The sequence below is a fragment of the Rhizobium sp. 007 genome, from assembly GCF_015353075.1.
In the GTDB taxonomy this organism is placed as follows: Bacteria; Pseudomonadota; Alphaproteobacteria; order Rhizobiales; family Rhizobiaceae; genus Rhizobium.
The window spans coordinates 2,178,148-2,200,351 of record NZ_CP064188.1; the positions used below are offsets into that span (position 1 = coordinate 2,178,148).

Genomic DNA, 22,204 nt, shown 5'->3' on the forward strand with positions numbered 1-22,204 from the left:
GCTTGCGAGCGCAAAGCTTTCTTCGTGACGAAGGCGAAAGAGGCGAATGACGCCAAACGGTTCGCCCGTTCGACATCAAAGAGCCGTCAAACAACCCGTCAGAGGCAATCGGGCTTGTCTTCGGCCTTCTTTCCCCCAAGGATCGCTTCCAGAAAATTACCGCTAGCGTCTTGAGATACGAGCAGGGCCTGCTTCTCGCAAATAACCGTCGCTCTACAACTTCGGCGTCAGCATCTCGAAGCGGTCGCGCACGGTGGAGCAGATGTCGCCGCCAAGGCGGGCGATCGCATCGACTGCTGCTGGATCAACGTGAAGGCGCTGCGGATCGACAACCCCGTCACGATAATGCGCAAAGACGATTTCACCGAGGATCACCTGGCGCGACTTGCCAAGCTCCAGCGTCACATGCCTGCGGCATTCGAAGGCGGCAGGAGCCTCCGCAATCCAGGGCGAACCGACCTTTTCTCCGGGCATGGCGGTCAGACCCGCCTCCTTCAGCTCGTCGACACCGCGCGGATACTTCGCACCGCAGACATGCATCGCCTCGGCGATTGAAAAGGAGACGATGTTGACGGTGAAAACCTCGGTCATGCGGATATTGTGGGCGGTATCCTTGAAGGACATGTCCGGATGGTTCTCGACACCCAGCGCCAGGATCGGCGGGTCGGCCGAAAGGCAGTTGAAGAAGGAAAAGGGTGCGGCATTGATGCGGCCCTCCTCATCCACCGTCGTTACCAGCGCGATCGGACGCGGAATGATCGTGCCGATCATCAGCTTGTAGCGCTCGCGCTCGCTCAGTGCCGTAAAGTCGAAGGAGATGCTCATCTCAGCTTGGCATCCGCATCGGGGCAAATCTGCTCATCGCGCCCGTGAAGGCCTTGGGAAGCGGCGAGGCATAGGAGCCGCGCTTGCTGGTCGAAAGTCCGAGCGACACCAGCGCTTCGGCCTGCTTCACGGCCGCGGCGACGCCATCGACGACCGGAACACCATAGATCTCCTGCAAATCGCGCGCGAGGTCGGTCATGCCCGCACAGCCGAGCACGATTGCTTCTGCACCATCTTCTGAAAGCGCCTTTTCGATTTCAGCCCGAAGCTTTCCGATGGCACCAGAGCCCTCGTTTTCGAGCTCGAGCACCGGGATGTCGCACGCCCTTACCTTCGCCCGGCCGCCCATGCCGTAGCGGCGGACAAGATTGTCGATGAGCACGCGGGAGCGTTCCAGCGTGGTAACGACCGTGAAGCGTTGCGCCAGGAAGCCGGCCGTCGCTACCGCAGATTCGCAAAGGCCGAGCACCGGCACATCGGCAAAGGCGCGCGCGGCATCAAGGCCGGTGTCGTCGAAGCAGGCGACGACCGCCGCGTCATAGCCGACCGCCTGGCGCTCCTTCAGCTCCATCAGCAGTCCCGGGATTGCCAGCGCCCCGTCATAATGGCCTTCGATCGAAACCGGTCCCATACGGGACGTGGCAGCGATGATGTCCGTTCCTGTTGCAGCGACAGCGCGTGCGGCGATAGCAGCCTTTTCCGTCATCGAGGCCGTCGTGTTGGGGTTTACCAGCAATATGCGCATGTCATTTGATCTTTGCCTGCCGCCCGCTGAGCATCATCATGATGCCGAGCGCGACGAGGATAATGGTGAAGGAGAAGAGCGTCGTCACCGTTCCGAGCGCATAAAGCACGGGCGTCGTGACGTTTGTCGTCATGCCGTAGATCTCGAGCGGCAGCGTGTTGTAGGTGCCCGACGTCATCAGCGTGCGGGCGAATTCGTCATAGGAGAGCGTGAAGCCGAAAAGGCCGACGCCGATCAGGCTCGGCAGGATCATCGGCAAAACGACGTGCCGGAAGGTCTGCCATGAGCTTGCGCCGAGATCGCGCGCCGCTTCCTCATAAGCCGGAGAGAAGCGGTTGAAGACGGCAAACATGATCAGCACGCCGAACGGCAGCGTCCAGGTGAGGTGCGCGCCGAAAGCCGAGGAATACCAGGCGGGCTTCAGGCCGCCCTGCTGGAAGACGACGCCGATGCCGAGCGAAATGATGATCGAGGGGACAACGAGGCTCGCAACGGTCGCATAAAACAGTGCCGTCGAGCCTCGGAATTTCCGCCGGAAGGCCAGACCTGCGAGCAGCGAAACGACGACGGTGACGATCATCACCATCAGGCCGAGCAAAAAGGACCGTTTGAAGGATGCGCCGAAATCGCCGACGGCCTGCTTTTCGAAAAGGTTGAAGAACCAGTGAACCGAAACCCCGTTCAGCGGGAAGGTCAGGCCCCCGTCCGGCCCCTGGAATGACAGGATCAGAACCGCCGAGAGCGGGCCGTAGAGAAAGACCACGAAGACGGCGAAAAAGACCGCGAGCACATAGAATTCGACGGTTCGCTTTTCATGGTTCATCTCAAAGCTCCTTGCGGATGTCGACGACGCGCAGGATGGCGGCGACCATCAAGAGCACGACGACCAGAAGCACGACCGCATTGGCGGCAGCGGCCGGATACTGCAGCAGCGACATCTGGTTTTTCATCATCAATGCGACCGAAGCGCTCTGGCCACCGGACATGACCTGCACGGTCGAAAAATCCGCCATCACCAGCGTCACGACGAAGATCGTACCGATCGCCATGCCGGGTTTTGCAAGCGGGATGACGACGTTCCAGAGGATTTGCCAGCCGCTGGCACCGGCATCGCGCGCCGCCTCGAACAGCGAGCGGTCGATGCGCATCAGCGTGTTGAAGATCGGCGTCACCATGAAGAGCGTATAAAGGTGCACCATGGCGAGTACGACGGCGAAATCGGAATAGAGCAACCACTCGATCGGCTGCGGAATGAGGCCCATCTCAATCAGCGTCGTATTGACGAGCCCATTGCGGCCGAGCACCGGAATCCACGAGATCATGCGGATGATGTTCGACGTCATGAAGGGGACGGTGCAGACAAGGAAGAGGATCATCTGCGTCGAGGTCTTGCGGATATGGAAAGCCAGGAAATAGGCGACCCAAAAGCCGATGAGGAGCGTCAGCGCGAAGACGATGACGGTGAATTTGAGCGTGTTAAGGTAGATCTTCCAGGTGACCCATGAACCGAGCGTCTCGGTATAATTCATGGTGAGGAAGGCGGGATAGAGCCCCGCAAAGTCGTAATCCCAGAAGCTCACGACCGCGATCATCGCGATCGGCAGCAGGAAGAAGAAACCGAGGATCAGAAAGAGCGGCAAGGCCTGGAGATAGGAAATCGCAGCCAGCGGCAGGCGAAAGCCGCCACTTCGAACACGCTCAGCCTTCTCACTGGGTTGTGCGGAAGCGATCGTTGCCATCTGCCATCCTCTTAGACATTCGCGGAAACCAAAATGGAAGGGATCCGAAAGACCCCTCCCCAGCCCTCCCGCAGAAGGAGGGAGTTTTCTGCCGCAACCTCTCCGGTCCGCTCCTCCTGTCGGGAGGGTTGAGGAGACAAGCGCGGCGAACACCTTATGCGGCGATGAACTCGTTCCAGCGGCGGACCATGTAGCGGTCTTCGTCCATGACCGAGTTCCAGCAGGCAACAGCGCCCATGCGGGCCTCGAAGGAGCCGCCATCGCGGACGGCGCCGGCCTTCTCCATGACCTTGCCTTCCGGCGAGAGAATATCGCCCTGCGCCGGCTTGCCCTCGATCCAGTAGCCCCATTCGTCGGCCGACATGAAGCCCTTGGCGGTTTCCATGCAGGCAGAGTAGTAGCCCTGGCGGTTGAGGTAGCCGCCGACCCAGCCGGACGTGTACCAGTTGATGTACTCGTAGGCGGCGTCGAGCTGAGCGCCCTTGAGGTGCGAGGCAAGGCCGAGACCGCCGCCCCATGCGCGGTAGCCTTCCTTGAGCGGCTGATACTTGCAGGCAATACCCTTGGAACGGACAGCGGCAACGGCCGGCGACCACATGGACTGGATGACGACCTCGCCCGACGCCATCAGGTTGACCGACTCGTCGAAGCTCTTCCAGAAGGCGCGGAACTGGCCTTCGCTCTTTGCCTTGATCAGGAATTCAATCGTCTTGTCGATCTCTTCCTTGGTCATGTTGCCCTTGTCGGCATATTTGATGTTGCCCATGGCTTCCATGATCATCGCGGCATCCATGATGCCGATCGAGGGAATATTCAGGATCGAGGTCTTGCCCTTGAACTTCGGATCCATGATGTCGGCCCAAGTGGTGATCTCGCGGCCGACGAGATCCGGTCGGATGCCCAGGGTGTCGGCGTTGTAAATGGTCGGAACCATCGTCATCCACTTCGTCGGCTCCTTGGCGAAGGTCTTGGAATCGGCGCCTTCGACGAAGCCGACCGTATGCGGTGCAGTACCCTGCGCAATGACGCTGTCCGGCTTCATCTTGCCGTTGATGAAGAGCGGCACGATCTTGTCGAAATATTTCAGCTTCGACGTATCCATCGGCTGAAGGACGCCGGTCGGAAAGACTTTCTTGGCAATCCAGTATTCGATGTCGGCGATGTCATAGCTGTCCGGCTGGGTGACGGCACGCTGGGCAGCAGCGTCCGAGTCCGTTGCCGTCATCTCAAGCGTGATGCCGAGGTCCTTCTTGCACTGTTCGGCGATCGCGTTGATATTGGAGACGCCCGTGCCGAACTGGCGAAGCGTGATGCTGGACTGCGCCCAAATCGTCGGAAAGCCGGTGATCAGGCCCGAGCCGGCGGCCGCACCGATGGCGGCAGCGCCCGTCTTCAAAAGCGAACGGCGGGACATGCCCTTCTCAGTCTTGGTTGTCTTCGTTTCAGTCGTCATGTCAGTTCCCCTTTTTTGATTGCGAAATTCATGCACGGCCGAGGAGGGCGGCATCCTCCAGGGTCCAACTCAAAGACACCGCATCGCCGATCGATACGGGTTTGGCGAAGTAATCGCCGTCGCTCGCGATGACCGTGAAGTCGTCACTGCCCGCGCCGATTGCGGTGATCTTCACCGAAGCGCCGCGATATTCGATGTTGGAAACCACGCCGTGGAAGCCGAGCGTCTTTTCCACCGGCGCTTCGAGGCGGACGCGATCGGTGCGGATGCCGATATCGATAGGCTCGCCCACCTTCCTGCCCTCACCACGCACGGAAAGTGTCTGGCCTTCCGGCACCTTGAGTGTGATCACGCCGCCTTCGGCAGAGACGACGCGACCGGATAGAACGTTGTGGTCGCCCATGAAACGGGCGACGAAAGCCGTTGCTGGGTGCTCGAACACCTGGCGCGGTGCTGCCGCCTGTTCGATCTTGCCGTCATTCATGACGACAATCATGTCGGCAAGCGCCATCGCCTCTTCCTGGCTGTGCGTCACATGGACGAAGGTGATGCCAAGCGTCTTTTGAAGCTTCTTGAGCTCCGCGCGCATCCGGATCTTCAGGAACGGGTCGAGGGCCGACAAAGGCTCGTCAAGCAGCAGCGCTTCCGGATCGGTGATCAGCGCGCGCGCCAGCGCCACGCGCTGCTGCTGGCCGCCCGAAAGCTGCGCCGGACGCCTGGTCGCGTAAGCTTCCATCTGCATCAGCTTCAGCATCTCCAGCGCCTTGGCCCGGCGCTCGTCCTTGCCGACCCCCTTCATCTTCAGGCTGAAGGCAACATTGTCGATAAGGTCCAGATGCGGAAAGAGCGCATACGACTGGAACATCATCGCCGTGCCGCGCTTGGCCGGAGGAAAGTCGGTCACAACCGTATTGCCAAGGCGGATATCGCCCGACGAGATGCTTTCATGGCCGGCGATCATGCGCAGCGTCGAGGTCTTCCCGCAGCCCGATGGGCCGAGGAAGCAGCAATATGATCCAGCCGGAATCTTCAAGCTGATGGCGTGCACAGCAGTTGTCGCGCCATAAACCTTCGAAACGGATGCTATATCGATTTCCGCCGCTTTCGACATCATGTCTTCCTCTGTTCGAGAAAGTTAATGCATCCGCCGTGCCAGTTTCGTCGCCGGAACCAAACCCCATGAATCGCTGGGTTTTTTCGGAAGATCCAAGGGCCGCCCCCAATTGCGGCCTTCATCGACTTGCACAGGAAATAGGCTTTTGTCTGCAATTTATGCAAAGAATCGTATACAATAGGACCCGTGTTTTGATCGCAAATTCCGTTTAACTTTTCTTCCGAAGCTGTCTATCATCGAGGCGATAATCAGGTATCCGATTTCATGAAGTCCACCTCTGACGCAGTTCTTTCGGCAGATGATTCAGCCGAGATAAGCACGCAGCAAATTCGCGATGCGATCCGCGATGCGATCGTCGAGCGGCGCCTTTCTCCCGGCACGAAACTTTCCGAAGGCGATGTCGGAAATCTCTTCAACGTCAGCCGCACGCTTGCCCGCGCCGCGCTCCAGGCCCTGTCCTATGAGGGCCTCGTCAGCGTGGAGAAGAACCGTGGCGCCTTCGTCGCCTATCCGTCCCCGGACGAGGCCCGTCAGATTTTCGCTGCCCGCCGGCTCGTGGAGCCCGGAATCCTGCGCGAAGCGGCCGCGCGCATTACACCTTCGCAGATCCAGCATCTGAGGCAGCTTCTATTGGAAGAGGGTCGTCTGATGAGCGAGCGCGGCCAAACAGCGCGACGCGCAGAAATCAAGGCCTCCGGCGATTTTCACTTAATGCTCGCACAGATTTCCGGCAATGCCATCATGCAGCGCTTCATGGAAGAGCTCGTCGCCCGCTCCTCGCTTGTCATCGCGCTCTACGGGCAGTCGACCGTATCTAGCTGCGGCCACACAGAGCACGGCGATATCGTTGCGGCTATTGAACACGACGATCTCGATACCGCCTGCCGCCTGATGGTGCACCACATTTCTCATATCGAAGCCGATCTGGATCTGCGCGAACGCAAAAGCTTCGGATTGAAGGAAGCCTTTGCGATCTAGGATACAGCCAGCTTGGCGGACGAAGGCGAATAGCGGCTGTCGGAGCATCGCCAACCCGGTTTCATTGCGGTGGTCTATCGGCGAAATGAGCCATGGCAAATTCCGCCGCATTCTGGTTGGATCTCCTGGCTTGGTCGAGCCAGAACGGAAACAGCGACGCCTCATGGAACAGGCCCGGCACGACGTCGAGCCGCACATCGACGTTTGCGGCCTTCAGCTTTTCGAAAAGACGCTGAACATCCCCCCGCAAAGCCTCCTTGTCCCCGACCTGCAGCAGGATCGGAGGAAAACCTGAATAATCGCTGTTTATCGGCGACACGGTTTGAAGCGAGGGACTCCCCTTCCCCGCATATTCCTTCCCCACCTGCTGCAGCCATTCGCGGCTGACGGAAACCTCGTCTTCGCCATGCGCCGGAAACCCTGCACCCTCAAAATCGGCAACCGGGCTGATAGCGATCACGGCAGCGGGCTTCTCGCCATTCGTGGCGATCTGGCGAAGGGACATTTGAAGCGCCAAGGTTCCGCCGACGGAATCGCCGATCACCACAATGTTTGCCGCCTCGTAGCCGGATTCAAGCAGCCAGCGAAATGCGGTTACGGCATCCTCGACCTGCCTCGGAAAGCGGTATTGAGGCAAAAGCCGATATTCGATCAACAGCACATCGGCAGACGAGGCCTTCGCGAACGACGCGGCGATGTTGCGATGACTACGCAAGGAGCCGCCATAAAAGCCTCCACCGTGGAGATAGAGGATCGCCCGCCTGCCAAGCGGGTGGTGGAGGCGGGCGGGCCAGATCAACTCGCCGTCAACGCCATCGGCATCGACCTGGCGTATCTGCACCCGGGTCGGCTCAGGCGTGGCCCTCATCGCCTCCTCGAAGCGCAGCCTTCGATCGCGAAAATCACTCTTATCGTCCAGAAGCCGAGCGATGATTTCCTTAGCGCGCGATCGCGGGTCCGACTTTGTTGCGCTGGCGTCGTCGGCATGGGCAATACCGATCGGCGATGATACCAGAAGCAAGCATGCCATCGCCCTGCCAGCCAAACCGGTTTTTGATCGCAATGGCATGAAACTCCTCTCCATCCTCGCCTCGCCTGAATATCAGGGGGCTCGCCAAGACTGTAGCGGCAATTGCTATCGTGTAAAGAAAGGGCAGCAGTTGCCAGGAGTATTTGTCCTAGGCCTGCCGCAAGGGGCGCTAAGACCACTGGCGCGATACCGACGATCGCGCCGGCGTCGGCAAAATTTTGGCAATGCGGCCACGGCTAATACACCGGTTGCTGTTTGGCCCGTGCAACGATCTGCGTCGCTGCAGGCCGGCCGACTCGCCGGCTTGGGAAGGTTCGATACGTTGATCGGAATGATGCATTTCCGTCGATTCTTCACCAGTCAACTGCTTTTCGCGGCAGACACTTAATGTTTGGCGTGTCTTGATTGTGCTTTTGGCTTCCCACGACGAAGCCGAGAAGTGCTCCGGTCTTGATCGAAGCATAAGCGTGCCCGAACAGGCTCGTACTCGCCAAGTATATCAACGCGGCGTTCGTGATAAATGGACGCTCTTTCAAGGACGAGACGCCCGCAGATATGTACAATAGAAGGACGTACCCCAATATTCCAGAAACCTCTGCAAAGTAGAGAATTGCGCTGTCATTGGCATGGGTTTGATCGAAGCCTCCGAACAGCAGCGTCGTCAAGTCAGCTTCCCTGAGTTCCTCGAAGGTCCAAGACAACCGTCCCGCCAAGTCGGCAATGTGCTGATCACCAACCGAGGAAAAATGCAAAACCGCTCCACCTGCGATCACAAGGAATGGCAGCGCAAGGCCCGCCAATCGCGGCAATCGCGCAAGGACCTGCGCCCCTACCGCAATGACGAGAAGCACCCCCAAGGCGGCTCGAACGTCGGACAATATTATGAGCAAGGAGCAGCCAGCGACAGCAAGTATTTTCCTGCCGACTTGAAATCTGTATTCATTCAAATAGAAAATTGCGGCAATACAAGCGAAGTAACCTAGGGACAGAGGCTCGAGAAAGAGGCCGCTGGCGCGATGCGTAGCGTCGCCCTCCCCCGCCCGCTGGGCACCGAAATAGAAACCTGAGACATCGGCCTGGTCATCCATCTTGGCCGCGACCCAGCTTCGTGTATTCGCATAGTAACTCAGGGGATTGACAATCTTGGCATAAACATCCGGCATGACAGTCTCGAATGTCACCGTAGTCAATACAATTACAAATAGCATATGCATATACCATCTCGGTATTCGCCTGATGGTCGAACCTAAAACAACGAAAAGCGGAATCACCGACATGTCATAAAGAATTTTTACATCGGTAGAACCGTGATATATTGTCGATATTACAATGCAGGATACTAGCATAACAAACAATATGACTTGATCGGCTGTCAAACGAGGTCGCCGCAACACGACCAATGCGGCAGCACAAAGGGTCACAAAAAGCTGCACGGCAACGACGTGGATCTCCTGAATATTTGTGACGAGATTGTTGACGATTGCCAGCCCGAAATTCATGACCGTACAAAAAGCTAGGAGAGCGAGCGGAAGAAAATCGCCATCCCACCGAGCCAAGGTGCCTTTCCGATCAGCAGCCGGCATGCCACTCATTATATAAAGCTCCGTGACAACCAAAATGGTTCACGCGACCGTCAATCGGTCTTGTCGGTCTTCCGAATTGCACTGAGTGCCCACCCGCTGAAAAAGAACGAAACAAGGAGAATGGCAGGTGCTCCAGTGGATGTGATGATGATGTTGAGACGATAGTCGCTGAAAAGCAAGCGCGCTATACTTCCCAGCAGCAAAACCGTAGCGATGTTCACGCAGGACATCGCTGAGAGCCTAAGAACCGCAGCGATAATCCCACCAATGCAGGACGCAATTAGAAGCCAGTACGTTCCCATGACCTGAGCCTTGTCGTGCCGCATGTCGAACGGCGCACGCACTTGATTGCTAAGGTGCATATTCAACGTCCGGCACGATGCATGCATTAGCGTGACGGCGCAATGGTCGTTCTCATCCGGCCCGATGAATACGCCCGTCCCGCCGATTGCAGACGACGAGCTCGAAGGACTGCGTGGGCATGCGCAACTGGCCCGGCAATCTCTCCGAACGACAGACGCGCGCAGTCCGGCAGGCTCCTAAGCGTCCCCGACACGGGCTTTGGCGGCGCGAGGACGGGCGAACTAAAGGTCGGCGTGACGCCAGTCGCCGATGATTGGGCGCGAACGCGTTTGACCCAAGCGATCGTTCGTTCGACCCCTGTCGGATAGCTCAATGTTGCATCGGGCGATGCGCGGGAGGATGCTGCCTTGGCGCAGGTCGTGGCGTCAGCGTGAAAGACATAGCCCTTGTTGGCGTAAAACTCGTCGGGCTGACGGCGCACCGCCCTTGGCCACAGCGAACAATCGATCCCCGTATGGCTAACCAAAGCTTATGCTAGGCTCTGTTGACAAAGTGCGGAAGCCAGATTTTTGCGGCGGCCAGAGCGAGGAAGCCTGCATATGAAGTTCTGGTCTTATCGTAACGTGTAAGAAATCTGACGAAACTGCTTTATCCTGTTGAACATTCGCTCGATGCGGTTGCGGTCTTTATAAACTCGGTAGTCGCAGGTGGCGGGTCCTTCCGCGTTGAGCGAGGCGGAATGACAAGCTCCTGGCGAATGGCGTCAGCATCGTATCCCTTATCGGCGAGCATTCGGCGCGATCGATTTACCGGCATGGCGAGAAGATCGGGAACAGCACTGTAGTCGGATGTTTCACCGCCCGTTAGGACAAAGCCGAGAGGGCGTCCCTGACCGTCTGCACCGTGTATGCAGGGCTGGCGATGATTTGTACGTCTTCGATTGGATTCATCGCTACGACGACGACCGTGAATTGCTCGGCAAAGGCGCGGCCCTGATCCCGTCTGCGAAGAAGCGCTGCGGCCTGGGCGGCGAGCTTGACGTGCCGCTCGGCCACGAGGACGCTGCCTATGTGCGCAGCCGTTTCGACGCCGTGGAGGTGCGCGTGCCCGACGCTCCAGGCGGCCTCGAGATCATGGTCGTCATCATCGTCACCGACAGCGGCCGTCCCCTGCCGCGTGTCGGGGGCACGGCCGAGATCAAGGGCGGGGACGGACTGCGCTAAAACGAAGGACCGAGCCGGGGCCGCGCACCGCTGAGGGTTCGCTCATAAGGGCTTGAATCCGATCACCATCGAATCCGGCCCCGCCAACGGCACGACGCGCGGGGACACGAAGCCCGCTTCGCGCATCCATGCCTGGCAGTCGACGCCAGTATAGTCGAATCCGCCGGGGGTTTCGATCAGCATGTTCAGGCTCATCAGGAGCCCAAAGGCGTTCTCGCGGCGCTCGTCATCGATGACGGCGTCGTAGGCGATCACGGCCCCGCCTTTCGGCAGCGCGGCGAAGGCCTTTTCCAGCAGCAGCTTCTTCTCGGCGAGATCCCAGTCGTGCAGGATATGTCCCATCACGATCACATCCACGTTCGGCATCGGATCGTCGAAGAAGTTGCCGCCCTGAAAGCGGATACGGTCGGAGAGGCCCTGCTGGGCGACGAACTCCTCGAATATCGGCTGCACGGTGGGCAGATCGAAGCCGATCGCCTTAAGGTGGGGATGAGCCCGCGCGACCACCACCGGCACCATGCCCTGCGCCGCGCCTACATCGGCGAATGTCGTGTATTTCGACCAATCGAACTTGGCTGCGATCGCATGCGCCGCCCCGGCGCTGATGCCGCTCATGGCCCTGAGGAAGCCGCGCACCCGTTCCGGTTCCGCATAGAGCGCGGCGAAGAAGTCCGTCTTATGCTTGCTTTCGTTCTGCATTTCCCCCGTCCGCAGGGCTTCGGTGAGCGAGCCCCAGAAGCCGTAGAGCCGAGCATTGGCCATTTCGAGGATGCCGCCGATATAGGACGGCTTGGCCCTGTCGAGGAAGAGGTCCGTATCGGGGCTGTTGCGGTAGATGCCGTCGTCGCGTTCGAGCAGCTTCAGGGCAACCAGGGCATCGAGGAAATCGCGGGCCGAGCGGGGATGCAGTTTGAGCCTGGCCTGCAATGCCGGCAGGTCGGCCGGGCCTGCGGCGAGCTCGGTGAAGACACCGAGTTCGATCGCGCTGAGCGTTGTCTTGGAGGCCCAGAAGCCCAGGCCAAGCTGCATGATGTTGTCCGGTGTCGGTGCGCCCATCGCTCGTCTCCTCGTGGATTTGTGCCGCTGAACCGGCAGCCTGGAGTGGTCTTGAAACGAAATGCTCCAAGGATGTTCCGATGCCGGCCGCGATCGGACACCGATGGCGTTCCGCGTCGTCGTGGCACCATGCGAAGAAAATAGAACGATTTTCCGGACGATGGAATCGTAAAGAATTGCAAAGATGGATGGGGGCGATCTATCTCATCTATTTAGGCTCTGCTGACAAAGTGCGGAAGCCAGATTTTCGCGGCGGCCAGAGCGAGGAAGCCTGCATATGAAGTTCTGGTCTCATCGTAACGTGTAGCAATCCGACGAAACTGCTTTATCCTGTTGAACATTCGCTCGATGCGGTTGCGGTCTTTATAAACTCGGTAGTCGCAGGTGGCGGGTCCTTCCGCGTTGAGCGAGGCGGAATGACAGGACGCGTCCCATGGAACAAAAGCTCCTGGCGAATGGCGTCAGCATCGTATCCCTTATCGGCGAGCATTCGGCGCGGTCGATTTACCGGCATGGCGAGAAGATCGGGAACAGCACGGTAGTCGGATGTTTCACCGCCCGTTAGGACAAAGCCGAGAGGGCGTCCCTGACCGTCTGCACGGGCGTGGATTTTTGTCGTAAAGCCGCCGCGTGATCGACCAAAAGCCTCTTTATGAGTCCCCCTTTAGCGGTCGACAACAGCTTATGACACGAACTTCGGATTCGGGTGACTAGGTACTCTTAGCGTAGATGTTCAGGAGGCGCCGGGCATTAACTTCCCATGAGAATTCATTGGCGACGAGGGCTCTGCCGCCGGCAAGTGAACTTCCAGGAATCCTGCAGGCGGATTCAAGTGACGAGACATAACCATCTTCGTCGTCCAGCTTGAATATCATTCCGGGAGCACCGCGCTCTACCAGCCAGCCGTTTCCACCCACGTCGGAGGCGACAAAGGGCTTTTTGAAGAACATCGCCTCGAGCAGAACCGTTGGGAGTCCCTCCCAGCGCGAACTCAGCACCACCGCAGAGGCGTTCATGTAGGCGGCCATGACCAGAGCCCGATCGGCACGTTCCAGAATATGGACCCGTCCTTCGAGCTGAAGTCGCGAGACGAGTTCTCTGACGGCAGGCAACTCACCGTCGTCCTGGCCGATTAGGACCAGATGATGGTCGGGGATCCTACGATGCGCCCTGACAAGAAATGGGATGTTCTTCACGCGGTGAAAACGCCCGACGTGCAGGACATATGGCTGCTCAAATGGAGGAACTATGTCGCGCGATTTGTCCTCGAGTTCAATGAGCTCGCGCAGCGACACAGAGTTCGGGATTATGACCGACTTTTCCCTGTCCAATCCGTTGCGGATCGAGTCTGCCTGATCTTGCGGGGTCAAGTTCACGACGGTGTCGCAGATCTTCATGGTATGGCGCGTCATCGTGAGATCAGTCACCGCTTTCGCGAGCTTCTTGATGGCGGATCCATCGGGATAGAAGGCGTGCGGCGTGAACACTGTGCGCATGCCAGCCTTGTGGCCCGCCCGGAGGGCCCCGAAAGAGAAGGGATTGCGCGGCAGATGCGCGTGGACGACATCGGCTCCACGGTTGACGAAGGCGCGCAGTTGGGCCTGCGACGGCACCGTCTTGACTGCGAGCCCCTCGAACTGGACGAGCGCGTCACTGCCGGCCGCGCATATCACGACGTCTACGCCCAGCCTCCCCAGTTCGGCAGCAAGGGAGGCGATGTAGCGCTCGACCCCTCCGAGATAACCGAGGAAATATCTATTTGCCATTATAACACGCATGCCACCCTACCCGGTATTTGACCATTTCGGCTGTGTTTCGAGAGCAAACTCCGTCAAAACGGCTTTGATCGCATCCTCGACCGAGCGCTGCGGCTCTCCGATTAGCCCCCGCATGACGGTAGTGTTTGGCTGAAGCCTAGGCCGATCGACCTTGCGCTTACGCGCTGCTGCTTCAACGAATTTGACTGGTCTCTGCGCGGCTTTCTGGAACAGGCTCAAAATGTCCGCGACCGAATACTCCTCACCTGAGCCCAAATTTATCGTGTAGGCGTCGCTTCCTGACAGTCCAATGCATCGAACGAATAGGTCGGCTGCGTCCATAACATGCAGATAGTTTCTCCTCGGCGTCGTATTCCCAACTTCTATCAGCGCTTCTCCTCTTGCAATCTGCCTGCCGATCTCAGGAAAGAGGTGCGGATTCGTCTCGCCCGGCCCGATCAAGTTGGAAAGACGGCAGCAGACGGCTCGCCATCCCCCTCGGACCGAAGCGCTCCGAACGAGATCTTCGCACACAAGTTTGCTCCAGCCGTAGATATCCATCGGCACCGTATCGGCGTCCTCAGATAAGACCTCTGCGGACGGCGCGTAGACTGCGACGCTCGATGCGAAGACCAAAGACTTTAGCGACGAGGACGGTACGAGTGCTTCGACCAAGTTCCTTGTTCCGACCACGTTCACCATGAACGCGGCCCTCGGATCCGCGTCGCAGCGAGGAATGAAATGTATCGCTGCAAGGTGGATGACATGGTCGAAAGGCCGCTCGCCGAGGACCGCCCGGACGGTGCTCGGATCGGCGATGTCTCCGTTGACGAATTTGATCGACGCGTCCGCCGTGTCTAGCGGGGCGCCGGCGGACAAGTCGTCCAGAATTGTTACATGGCACCCCTGGGCCGCAAGCCTCGACACGACGTGGCGGCCCAAGAAACCGCAGCCTCCTGTGACCAAGACATGGTTCTGATCGCTCAATGTAAACCCCCCTTTTTAAATAATCGAGTGCGCATTATCACACAAATCGACCATTGTTGTTTACCGTGATAGTGCACTGTTAAACAATGTCTTCGATGTTAGAAGAAGTATCTTGAAATCCATGGCAACTGATATATTTAGTATATAGTATAGATCATATTCTACTTTTACTTGAACTTCGTCAATTGTCGAAACATATCCCTGCTTGACTTGGGCCAAGCCGGTCAAACCTGGAGGTGCGCAGTAACGCAGTTTGTACTCCGGGAAAGCGCATTCGTACCGGCGAGCCAGAGGGACCCACTCCGGCCTGGGGCCGATAAGGCTCATATGGCCGACGAGGACATTCCAGAGCTGCGGCAGTTCGTCGAGATGCGATTGTCTTAGGTACGCACCGAGAGGTGTAATTCTGTCATCATCCTGACTGGTTGGTCGGGGAGTACCATCGGATGTGCACATGCTCCGAAGTTTCAGTGCGCGGAACGTCCGTCCCCTGTAACCAACACGCTCTTGGGCGAGAAAGACCGGACGCCCCATCGTCACCGCCACTGCCGCCGCGGCAACGCCTACCAGCAGGACGCTAGCCGGCGCACTCGCCAGGACAAACGCGATATCGAACATGCGCCTGATGAAAAGATATCTCGTTGACCGGCCAACTGCTGCATCTATATGGCCGGGATCGGCGAGGTGCAGCGGCAAGCGCTCGCATTTTGGGCTCTCGCGAAAGTGCAGCGGCGAGATGTGACGGTGCGCATACCATATGGACATAACCCCCCCCAAATCAAAAGGTTAGGAAGATATTACATTGCGTATATTTCTTCCGCCGCCCCGGCTTCAGAGCTAATGCTTTTGCTATAACTATGTATATATGCAAAACTGCTAAATTAAAAGAAATAAATTAGTAATGCTATTTAGTTACTTGTCGGGTTACTCAATGTTACAATTCGTTTTTTTATGTTTTATGCTACCGCTCTGCCGTGTAAATCTATTGCAAGTACCTACGAGTTGCGAGCGGCTCATCTGCAAGTCTCGAACAGTTTATCGATATGGAGAAATCAATCAGAAGGCGGTGGCGCCGGGCAACAACCGAAACGATCACAACCATGGCATGCTTTAGCGCCTCGCGACACCGGTCCGGCCAGTGCTCAAATTTCTGCACATCTGGCTTCTCCAGGCCCGGCTCATGAGAGCCAGACATCATTCACCAGGGGGCCGGCCCGAGTGTCATGCCGATCATGTCAGTAGAGGGTCATCAAATTGAGCTATGACGGCTTCGTCGTTCAAACGTATGCGCTCGTGCACGGCCGACGCCTGGAGCACCTTCGTCAGAGCGCCATGGCGCGCTCTTGAATGGATTGCGCGGCGGGTCAATCTGGGATGATTTGGTTTTCAAAGAGTCAGGGGTAACTCGATTGAGTATTCGTTCGGGTTATTTAAGGTTACCGCATACAACTTATGTCTGACTTTTCACCATCACATTAATGCTATAAAGATATAAGATCGAGCACGTGAGGTAACCCCATGGCAACGGAGCGTGAAACCAAAGAAAAAAGTGATGCAAGTTCCGCAATGGAACGGCGTGATTTCATCAAGGGGCTTGGGAAATTCGCTGCCCTGACGCCGCCCGCGGTGACGGTGCTGCTTGATGTCGCCATGAACTCGCCCGCTGTAGCTGCGTCCGGCGGTCGGCCCGGACGTCGGCCCGGCTGGGGAAACGGCGATAAGAACCATGTGCACACTGGTCCTCCTAAACGCCGCCCTCGCACGTGGTGGAATTGAACTTAAGCGTCACCGCGGCAAACAATCTAGTCGATCTGCCGTCGAAGATCATGCCCACGGCCCCCGAACTGGGCCCCATCGGTCATCATCAGCGCTCGTTGGTATTGAGTTGTCAGCTGCCATGGAACTGAGTGCCGTGGACCAATGTCATCGTGAACCATTCCGCAGTGCTGTTGGCGTCGTCATGGTCCATTCTGGTTATTCACCCTGCGTCCCCAACCAATTGCACAATACGACAAGCTCTTCAGCGTTCGAAAGACGGCTTGAAAACCGTTCTAGTTGTCAGCTGCAAGGTCCAATGATGCGGGAGGGGTTGCATGAGATCGGGAGGCTCTGAATCCGGCTTCCAAGTGCTGGCTGCGTTGTTGAACGGGATCACTACCGGTCAAGATCAGTGGGACAAGGTCGTGCAGGAGGCCAATCGGCACCTTGTTGGCCCCGCATTATATGGTTGGCTTCGCCATTGGGGGTTGCTTATCAGCGTTCCTGGGGAAGTCGAAAAATACTTGCGCTTTTTGTATGATTTGAACGAAGAGCGAAATCGACGACTGCGCCGACAGTCCGTCGAGACCCTGCGTGTATTGAACGAAGCGGGGATCGAACCATTGCTTATCAAAGGGTCGGCCCTCCTGATGATCATGCCGGAACATCGGCTGGGCAACCGGATGATCAGCGACTTGGATCTGGTGATTGACAGGAACAATGTCGAGCGAAGCGTGGGGCGACTTCGCGGCATCGGCTACCAACCCCTTCCAGAAGACCCTGGTCCACACGCATACGGGAAATTCTATCGGCCTACCGATGTTGGTTCCTTGGACTTGCATCTGAGGCCGCCAGGCCCAGCTATTTTATACACAGAGGGCGAACCGCTCCATAGCACACGCCTCGAAGTGATGGGTGTTCGGGTTTGTATCCCCACGCCAGTGGAGTGGGTGGTACACCTAATCGTTCACGACATGATATTGGACCGCCGTCTGCGCACGGGCGATGTCGAGCTGCGGCATCTTCTCGACTGCCGCGAGATCTTCGACTTGGGGTACGAGGTCGACTGGGATGCGGTCCGTGCCAGGTTGCCGTCAGGTCGACTGGCCCTGGCACGGGATTTGTTCTTCCTGAACCTGCAACGCCTGGCCGGCGTCAAGATCGACGGCAGCCCCGCAGGGTTGCTGGCGAACCTCCTATTTAGCCGTCAAATCGCACGGCAGGATCACGGCGCTTATAAGAATCTGGACGATTTCGGGCTTTCCTTGCTGCGCGCGATCTGGAAGCCGTTTAAAATTGCCGCGGCAAATCAACGATGACCCGGCGCCTGCACCCGGACAACCCGGCGACAACCGGACCAATGGTACCAGGGCCGGACAATGGTGTTGTGCTCTGCGCTCTTGACGATGATTACGCTCTTTTCTCCGAACCCCAGCAACGCGTCTATCAGTTGAGCCCCATATCAGGGCCGATCTGGCTTGGCGTTTCTGCAGGCGAACCAGCGAGCAGGATCGCGCGGTTCGTCGCCAATGAGACGGGATGTCGTCTGGACGAGGCGAATGACTACATTTCGTCTTGCCTGGTGGAATGGGAAAAACTTGCCCTTCTGAAGCAAGGGCTGATGGAACCCATTCGACCGAAATCTAGAAGCGACGAAAGCCCAGAATCAATTTCCGCCACCCGGGAAATCTACTGCGTCTCTGGCGCAATGATTGCCATCTCTTTCCCAGATTCGAGCGCAAAACGGGCTTGGAATGCCATTGCCGGTCATCTGCGCCATGGCCAGACTGGCGTTGCCGAAACCGAAATTACGGTTGGAGCGTGCGAAGACGGCTACTGGATCGCCCACCAGCCTGGAGAACGGGCGAGCTTCGGTGACCCAGCGGCTCTCGCTGTCGGCCTGAAAGAGGCTGTCCTCCATGCCGTGCTTAGGCCTCGGCCCGACTGGATCGCACTCCACGCAGCGGTCCTTTCCTCCGCGTCGGGCGCAATAGCGTTGGCCGGCTCTTCCGGTCAAGGCAAAACCACACTGGCGGCGCTGCTAAGCGCATCGGGCATGTCTACCATTGCCGATGACGTTGCTCTTGTCACCGCGCAGCCCCCGGCCCTTCGAGGACTGGCCTTCGCGTTTGCGGCCAAGCCGGGCAGTTGGGAGCTCCTTCGGACTCGGTTTCCGAACTTGGACCGCCTTCCTAAGTATCGGCGTCCGGATGGACGAACTGTGAAATACATCCAGCCTGTTCGATCGTCCGAACAGGCTGGCGCCATCACCGCCATCATTTTCCCGCGATATTCAATCATGACACCGTTGCGGATCACACACGTGCGAAAGCTTAATGCATTGGTGTCCCTGCTCAATGAGGCGATGAACGCCAGCCAATGGCTAACTGCGAAGGGCTTTGTCGCGTTGTCTACAATGATCAATGACGCGGTGGTGATCCGCATGGAATACGACGACGCCAATACCGGCGTAGAATGGATCAAGACGAACCTGATCAAGGCCGGTTGATGCGGGTCGGCAAAGCCCCCTCGCAAGCCGCACATTAGACGCGGCACTGGCTGCTCTGGCATTCGCCAACTGGTCCAACATTCATTGGAACCGCCGGCGCTACGTCATGCCACCATTGCAGATTTCGCGAGATTTGCGGGGCTAATCGACATCGGCGCATAAAGTCTGCCGTGAAGCAGGCAAGCAGCCGGACGGATAGCAAATAGATCATCAGCGCGATCAACTCGGGCGAACGCTTCGACCGGCACGTCTCGGCGACCAAAGGCCAGAACCCGCGCTTCAGCTCCCGCGCTGCGTTGCCTTCGGCATGGATGTCGCAGATTTCCTTGAGCTTCAGCGCCAGCGCGCGCGTATCGTTCGTACCAAACCTCGGCGAGCAAAAAGGACTACGCTGGATGATTCTTCACTTTCCAAATGCAGTGTATGATTTGCTCCGCGTATATTCAGAGCGATCTCAGGAGCGGCACGTGTTCTTCGTTCTTTCGAAGCTTTTAACAGCATTTCTCGTGATATCGAATCTGATTGGATTGACGGCATTCGCGGGGATCGTAGCCTTTGCCATGCGTCGGTTCAGAGCAGCGCGAATTCTTCTGATCATGTCGGCCGTACTTTTGCTGATCGTCGGCTGCTTCCCCGTTGGAAGTGCTGCGCTTCTCTTACTGGAGGACCGGTTCCCGCAACCCGCTATCCAGGACAATGTGACGGGCATTGTTGTCCTCGGCGGGGAAATCGACACTGATATCTCGACCGAACGCCAAACCATCACCTTGACCGATGCAGGCGAGCGGCTCACCAAGACGGCCGAGCTCAGCCTGCTCTACCCCAACGCGAGAATTCTCCTTTCAGGCGGGACGGCGAATTTACTGTCTGCCGAGGAGAAGTCGGAGGCCGCAGTCGCGCGCGACCTTCTCATCGAAATCGGTGTTCCGGAGAGACGGATCGAACTTGAAGAGCGCTCGCGAAACACCTGCGAGAATGCGGTCGAGAGCAAGGCTGTTGCACGTCCCAAGCCGGGGGAGTCGTGGCTGCTCGTCACATCCGCCTTTCACATGCCGAGGGCCGTCGCCTGCTTTCGCGCCACCGATTTTCCGGTCATCCCATACCCCGTAGGCTATCGGACTCGGCCGTCCGATGTGGGACGTCCGACACGTTCCGTCTCTATGGGTTTGTACCTCGCCGATCTGGCCGCTCATGAATGGATCGGACTGGTGGCCTACCACCTCGCAATGAGAACCGAGCTCTTTCCTTCGCCCGACAGGTAGTTTCCATCGGCAAACACAAGCTTCCTTGCAGCCAAGCGGTCAAGACCGGGGCGATGAAGCCGCAGGATACGAGCCAGGTGAGGGTGGACACCGCCCTCCAGCAAAAACCGTGACATTCCCGGTCGAAGCGCTCACCCATCGACCGGGAAGCGGCAAGTGAAGTTTGCGACGAAGACCGGCGTCACTGCGCCAAACCCTGCACCGCCTCGGCAAGTGGCGCTGATCAGACGTCAGCGCAATGAGCATGCCCTGCGAATGTACTCGGAACTCTATCTGGGCCCTAACATCCACGACTTCAGCCGCCGCATCGCCGGCGAGGAGGAACCGCTTCCGGAATCATCGCGATGCCGCTGCCCTTTCCGGGAGCTGGTTAGGATGGGCAGCTGATCGTGAGTCCGGTTGTCTGGACACGCCAAGCGCTCCGCGTCTGACCGCAGGGGCCATATGATCCTTCCACAGACTCTGCCATTCGAATAACACATGATCGTGATCGAACTCTCAGGTCCAGATCTACTCCTGCACTTCACCTAGCAAATGGTCTGTCTTGGGCCAGATTTATTACTCTAATACCAACGAATTATACTCCTTATGATCTCTTGTTTTATGATGGCTATCGTACATTGTTGCTATGAAAAATTTAGAGCTGGGCGGTCTTTAGCCAATGGGTTCCGCGGGGACAACCATATTAACTGTCTTGGGCACCAGGCCCGAGGCAATAAAACTTGCTCCTCTTGTCAAGGCGGCAGCTGCTGATCGGGCATTCGATATTCGGGTCTGCGTAACCGGACAGCACCGCTCCATGTTGGATCAGGTGCTCGATGTATTCGGCATCAAGCCTGACTACGATCTGAACTTGATGAAACCCGCGCAGAGCCTTGCCGAGGTTACGTCACGAATTGTTGTAGAGGTCGCGAATGTAATCCGGGAGGCGCGACCGGAGTGGGTTATCGTCCAAGGCGATACGACAACGGCGTTCGCGTCGAGCTTGGCCGCATTTTACGAAAAGGTCTCAATTGCGCATGTGGAGGCCGGGCTTCGCACATCCGACAAGTATTCTCCTTATCCTGAAGAAGCTAACCGGCGCTTCATCAGCACCATAGCGGACCTCCATTTCGCGCCCACCTCTCGGGCCCGCGCCAACCTGCTGCAGGAAGGCCATCCAGAGAGCTCGGTATTCGTGACCGGGAATAGCGTCATCGATGCGTTGGTGTGGGTGATCAATCTTATAAAGTCGAACAGCGTATTGCGGAAACAACTGGACGATCGATTCTCATTCTTGAAACCGCAAAGACGCCTCGTTTTGGTCACAGGGCATCGCCGCGAAAGTTTTGGCAGTCCTATCCGCAGGACGTGTGAAGCCCTCATCGACTTGGTTAGGGAATTGTCGGATGTCGAGATACTGTATCCAGTTCATCTGAATCCAAACGTGCAGGAGCCTGTCAAGGCCATTCTCGGGAGCGCACATCCGGAGTTGCTTGAACGAATACATCTGATAGCGCCCGTCGACTATGTCTCCTTCGTCTATCTGATGGCTAGGGCTCATCTCATCATTACTGACTCGGGCGGCGTTCAAGAGGAGGCTCCCTCGTTGGGTGTGCCAGTCCTGGTCACCCGGCAGCATACCGAGCGTCCGGAGGGCATCGAAGCAGGGTTTGCCAAGCTGATCGGCACCGACCGGACCCGAATTGTGGAAGAAGCTATCGGCGCACTGAGCACCAGCCGCCTTCCCACAATGACCATTCACAAAAGCCCGTACGGCGATGGCTTGGCCAGCGCTCGAATCCTTGAGAACCTGCGCGAACGGGTTGCAGGTACGACGAAGGCGCAGGCGGTTATCTGCTGACCTTATTCGGCTTCAGACATGCCGCGGGACGATGGAGAG

Annotated in this window: 21 protein-coding genes and 1 pseudogene; 8 read left to right on the forward strand and 14 right to left on the reverse strand. The window is 57.8% G+C overall.

The window, feature by feature from the left end; genetic code table 11:
• Window positions 1–213: 213 nt before the first annotated feature.
• The 6 genes from ISN39_RS31340 to ISN39_RS31365 form a co-directional block, all read right to left on the reverse strand.
• Entirely contained in the window at window positions 214–825 is a 612-nt protein-coding gene (locus ISN39_RS31340; RefSeq protein ID WP_194731777.1) for a flavin reductase family protein, read from the reverse strand.
• A 1-nt stretch (window position 826) separates the two neighbouring features.
• On the reverse strand, window positions 827–1,570 hold the full coding sequence (locus tag ISN39_RS31345; RefSeq protein WP_194731778.1) for an aspartate/glutamate racemase family protein: 744 nt from the start codon (window positions 1,568–1,570) through the stop codon (window positions 827–829).
• A 1-nt stretch (window position 1,571) separates the two neighbouring features.
• Window positions 1,572–2,393 carry an ABC transporter permease gene (locus ISN39_RS31350; RefSeq protein ID WP_194731779.1) on the reverse strand — a complete coding sequence of 274 codons (822 nt, stop codon included), beginning with the start codon at window positions 2,391–2,393 and terminating at the stop codon, window positions 1,572–1,574.
• A gap of 1 nt (window position 2,394) precedes the next feature.
• Complete coding sequence (locus ISN39_RS31355; protein ID WP_194731780.1) at window positions 2,395–3,309, reverse strand: ABC transporter permease; 915 nt, start codon at window positions 3,307–3,309, stop codon at window positions 2,395–2,397.
• A 154-nt stretch (window positions 3,310–3,463) separates the two neighbouring features.
• Complete coding sequence (locus tag ISN39_RS31360; RefSeq protein WP_074073178.1) at window positions 3,464–4,762, reverse strand: PotD/PotF family extracellular solute-binding protein; 1,299 nt, start codon at window positions 4,760–4,762, stop codon at window positions 3,464–3,466.
• A gap of 28 nt (window positions 4,763–4,790) precedes the next feature.
• Window positions 4,791–5,873, reverse strand: coding sequence for an ABC transporter ATP-binding protein (locus tag ISN39_RS31365; RefSeq protein WP_194731993.1), 1,083 nt, complete (start codon window positions 5,871–5,873; stop codon window positions 4,791–4,793).
• A 267-nt stretch (window positions 5,874–6,140) separates the two neighbouring features.
• Between ISN39_RS31365 and ISN39_RS31370 the strand changes: the two genes are divergently transcribed.
• On the forward strand, window positions 6,141–6,854 hold the full coding sequence (locus ISN39_RS31370) for a GntR family transcriptional regulator (protein ID WP_074072897.1): 714 nt from the start codon (window positions 6,141–6,143) through the stop codon (window positions 6,852–6,854).
• A gap of 61 nt (window positions 6,855–6,915) precedes the next feature.
• Here the strand turns inward: ISN39_RS31370 and ISN39_RS31375 are convergent, their stop codons facing one another.
• Complete coding sequence (locus ISN39_RS31375) at window positions 6,916–7,884, reverse strand: alpha/beta hydrolase (protein WP_281438330.1); 969 nt, start codon at window positions 7,882–7,884, stop codon at window positions 6,916–6,918.
• Between ISN39_RS31375 and ISN39_RS36970 the strand changes: the two genes are divergently transcribed.
• Window positions 7,784–8,272, forward strand: coding sequence for a hypothetical protein (locus tag ISN39_RS36970; RefSeq protein ID WP_246763484.1), 489 nt, complete (start codon window positions 7,784–7,786; stop codon window positions 8,270–8,272). The two genes, ISN39_RS31375 and ISN39_RS36970, sit on opposite strands and share 101 nt — an antisense overlap.
• Here the strand turns inward: ISN39_RS36970 and ISN39_RS31380 are convergent.
• On the reverse strand, window positions 8,238–9,476 hold the full coding sequence (locus ISN39_RS31380; protein ID WP_194731782.1) for a hypothetical protein: 1,239 nt from the start codon (window positions 9,474–9,476) through the stop codon (window positions 8,238–8,240). The two genes, ISN39_RS36970 and ISN39_RS31380, sit on opposite strands and share 35 nt — an antisense overlap.
• 41 nt (window positions 9,477–9,517) lie before the next feature.
• Window positions 9,518–9,829, reverse strand: a complete 312-nt coding sequence (locus ISN39_RS31385) for a hypothetical protein (RefSeq protein ID WP_194731783.1) — start codon at window positions 9,827–9,829, stop codon at window positions 9,518–9,520.
• A 906-nt stretch (window positions 9,830–10,735) separates the two neighbouring features.
• Here ISN39_RS31385 and ISN39_RS31390 point away from each other — a divergent pair.
• Window positions 10,736–10,993, forward strand: a pseudogene (locus tag ISN39_RS31390) (amino acid synthesis family protein); the annotation flags it as partial.
• A gap of 42 nt (window positions 10,994–11,035) precedes the next feature.
• On the opposite strand, the gene ISN39_RS31395 reads toward ISN39_RS31390, so the two are convergent.
• The 5 genes from ISN39_RS31395 to ISN39_RS31410 form a co-directional block, all read right to left on the reverse strand.
• A complete protein-coding gene (locus tag ISN39_RS31395) occupies window positions 11,036–12,049 on the reverse strand; it encodes a methyltransferase (RefSeq protein ID WP_194731785.1) in 1,014 nt (337 codons plus the stop codon).
• Window positions 12,050–12,261: 212 nt separating this feature from the next.
• Complete coding sequence (locus ISN39_RS36975) at window positions 12,262–12,399, reverse strand: hypothetical protein (protein WP_246763516.1); 138 nt, start codon at window positions 12,397–12,399, stop codon at window positions 12,262–12,264.
• Window positions 12,375–12,659, reverse strand: a complete 285-nt coding sequence (locus ISN39_RS36980) for a transposase (RefSeq protein ID WP_246763517.1) — start codon at window positions 12,657–12,659, stop codon at window positions 12,375–12,377. Before ISN39_RS36980 ends, ISN39_RS36975 begins: the two co-directional genes overlap by 25 nt.
• A 100-nt stretch (window positions 12,660–12,759) precedes the next feature.
• Window positions 12,760–13,815, reverse strand: a complete 1,056-nt coding sequence (locus tag ISN39_RS31405) for a glycosyltransferase family 4 protein (protein WP_194731786.1) — start codon at window positions 13,813–13,815, stop codon at window positions 12,760–12,762.
• 18 nt (window positions 13,816–13,833) lie between these two features.
• Window positions 13,834–14,793 (reverse strand): NAD(P)-dependent oxidoreductase, encoded by a 960-nt coding sequence (locus ISN39_RS31410; protein WP_194731787.1) that lies wholly within the window; start codon window positions 14,791–14,793, stop codon window positions 13,834–13,836.
• Window positions 14,794–16,311: 1,518 nt separating this feature from the next.
• Here ISN39_RS31410 and ISN39_RS31420 point away from each other — a divergent pair.
• The 5 genes from ISN39_RS31420 (at window position 16,312) to wecB (ending at window position 22,165) form a co-directional block, all read left to right on the forward strand.
• On the forward strand, window positions 16,312–16,569 hold the full coding sequence (locus ISN39_RS31420) for a hypothetical protein (RefSeq protein ID WP_194731788.1): 258 nt from the start codon (window positions 16,312–16,314) through the stop codon (window positions 16,567–16,569).
• Window positions 16,570–16,886: 317 nt separating this feature from the next.
• Window positions 16,887–17,870 carry a nucleotidyltransferase family protein gene (locus tag ISN39_RS31425; protein ID WP_194731789.1) on the forward strand — a complete coding sequence of 328 codons (984 nt, stop codon included), beginning with the start codon at window positions 16,887–16,889 and terminating at the stop codon, window positions 17,868–17,870.
• The gene (locus tag ISN39_RS31430) at window positions 17,867–19,060 is read left to right on the forward strand and encodes a hypothetical protein (protein ID WP_194731790.1); all 1,194 of its coding nucleotides are present in this window, start codon (window positions 17,867–17,869) and stop codon (window positions 19,058–19,060) included. The genes ISN39_RS31425 and ISN39_RS31430 overlap by 4 nt, the downstream gene beginning before the upstream one ends.
• 326 nt (window positions 19,061–19,386) lie before the next feature.
• Window positions 19,387–20,322: a YdcF family protein gene (locus ISN39_RS31435; protein WP_194731791.1), complete on the forward strand. Its 936-nt coding sequence runs from the start codon at window positions 19,387–19,389 to the stop codon at window positions 20,320–20,322.
• A 661-nt stretch (window positions 20,323–20,983) separates the two neighbouring features.
• Window positions 20,984–22,165: a UDP-N-acetylglucosamine 2-epimerase (non-hydrolyzing) gene (gene wecB / locus ISN39_RS31440; protein ID WP_194731792.1), complete on the forward strand. Its 1,182-nt coding sequence runs from the start codon at window positions 20,984–20,986 to the stop codon at window positions 22,163–22,165.
• Window positions 22,166–22,204 lie beyond the last annotated feature (39 nt).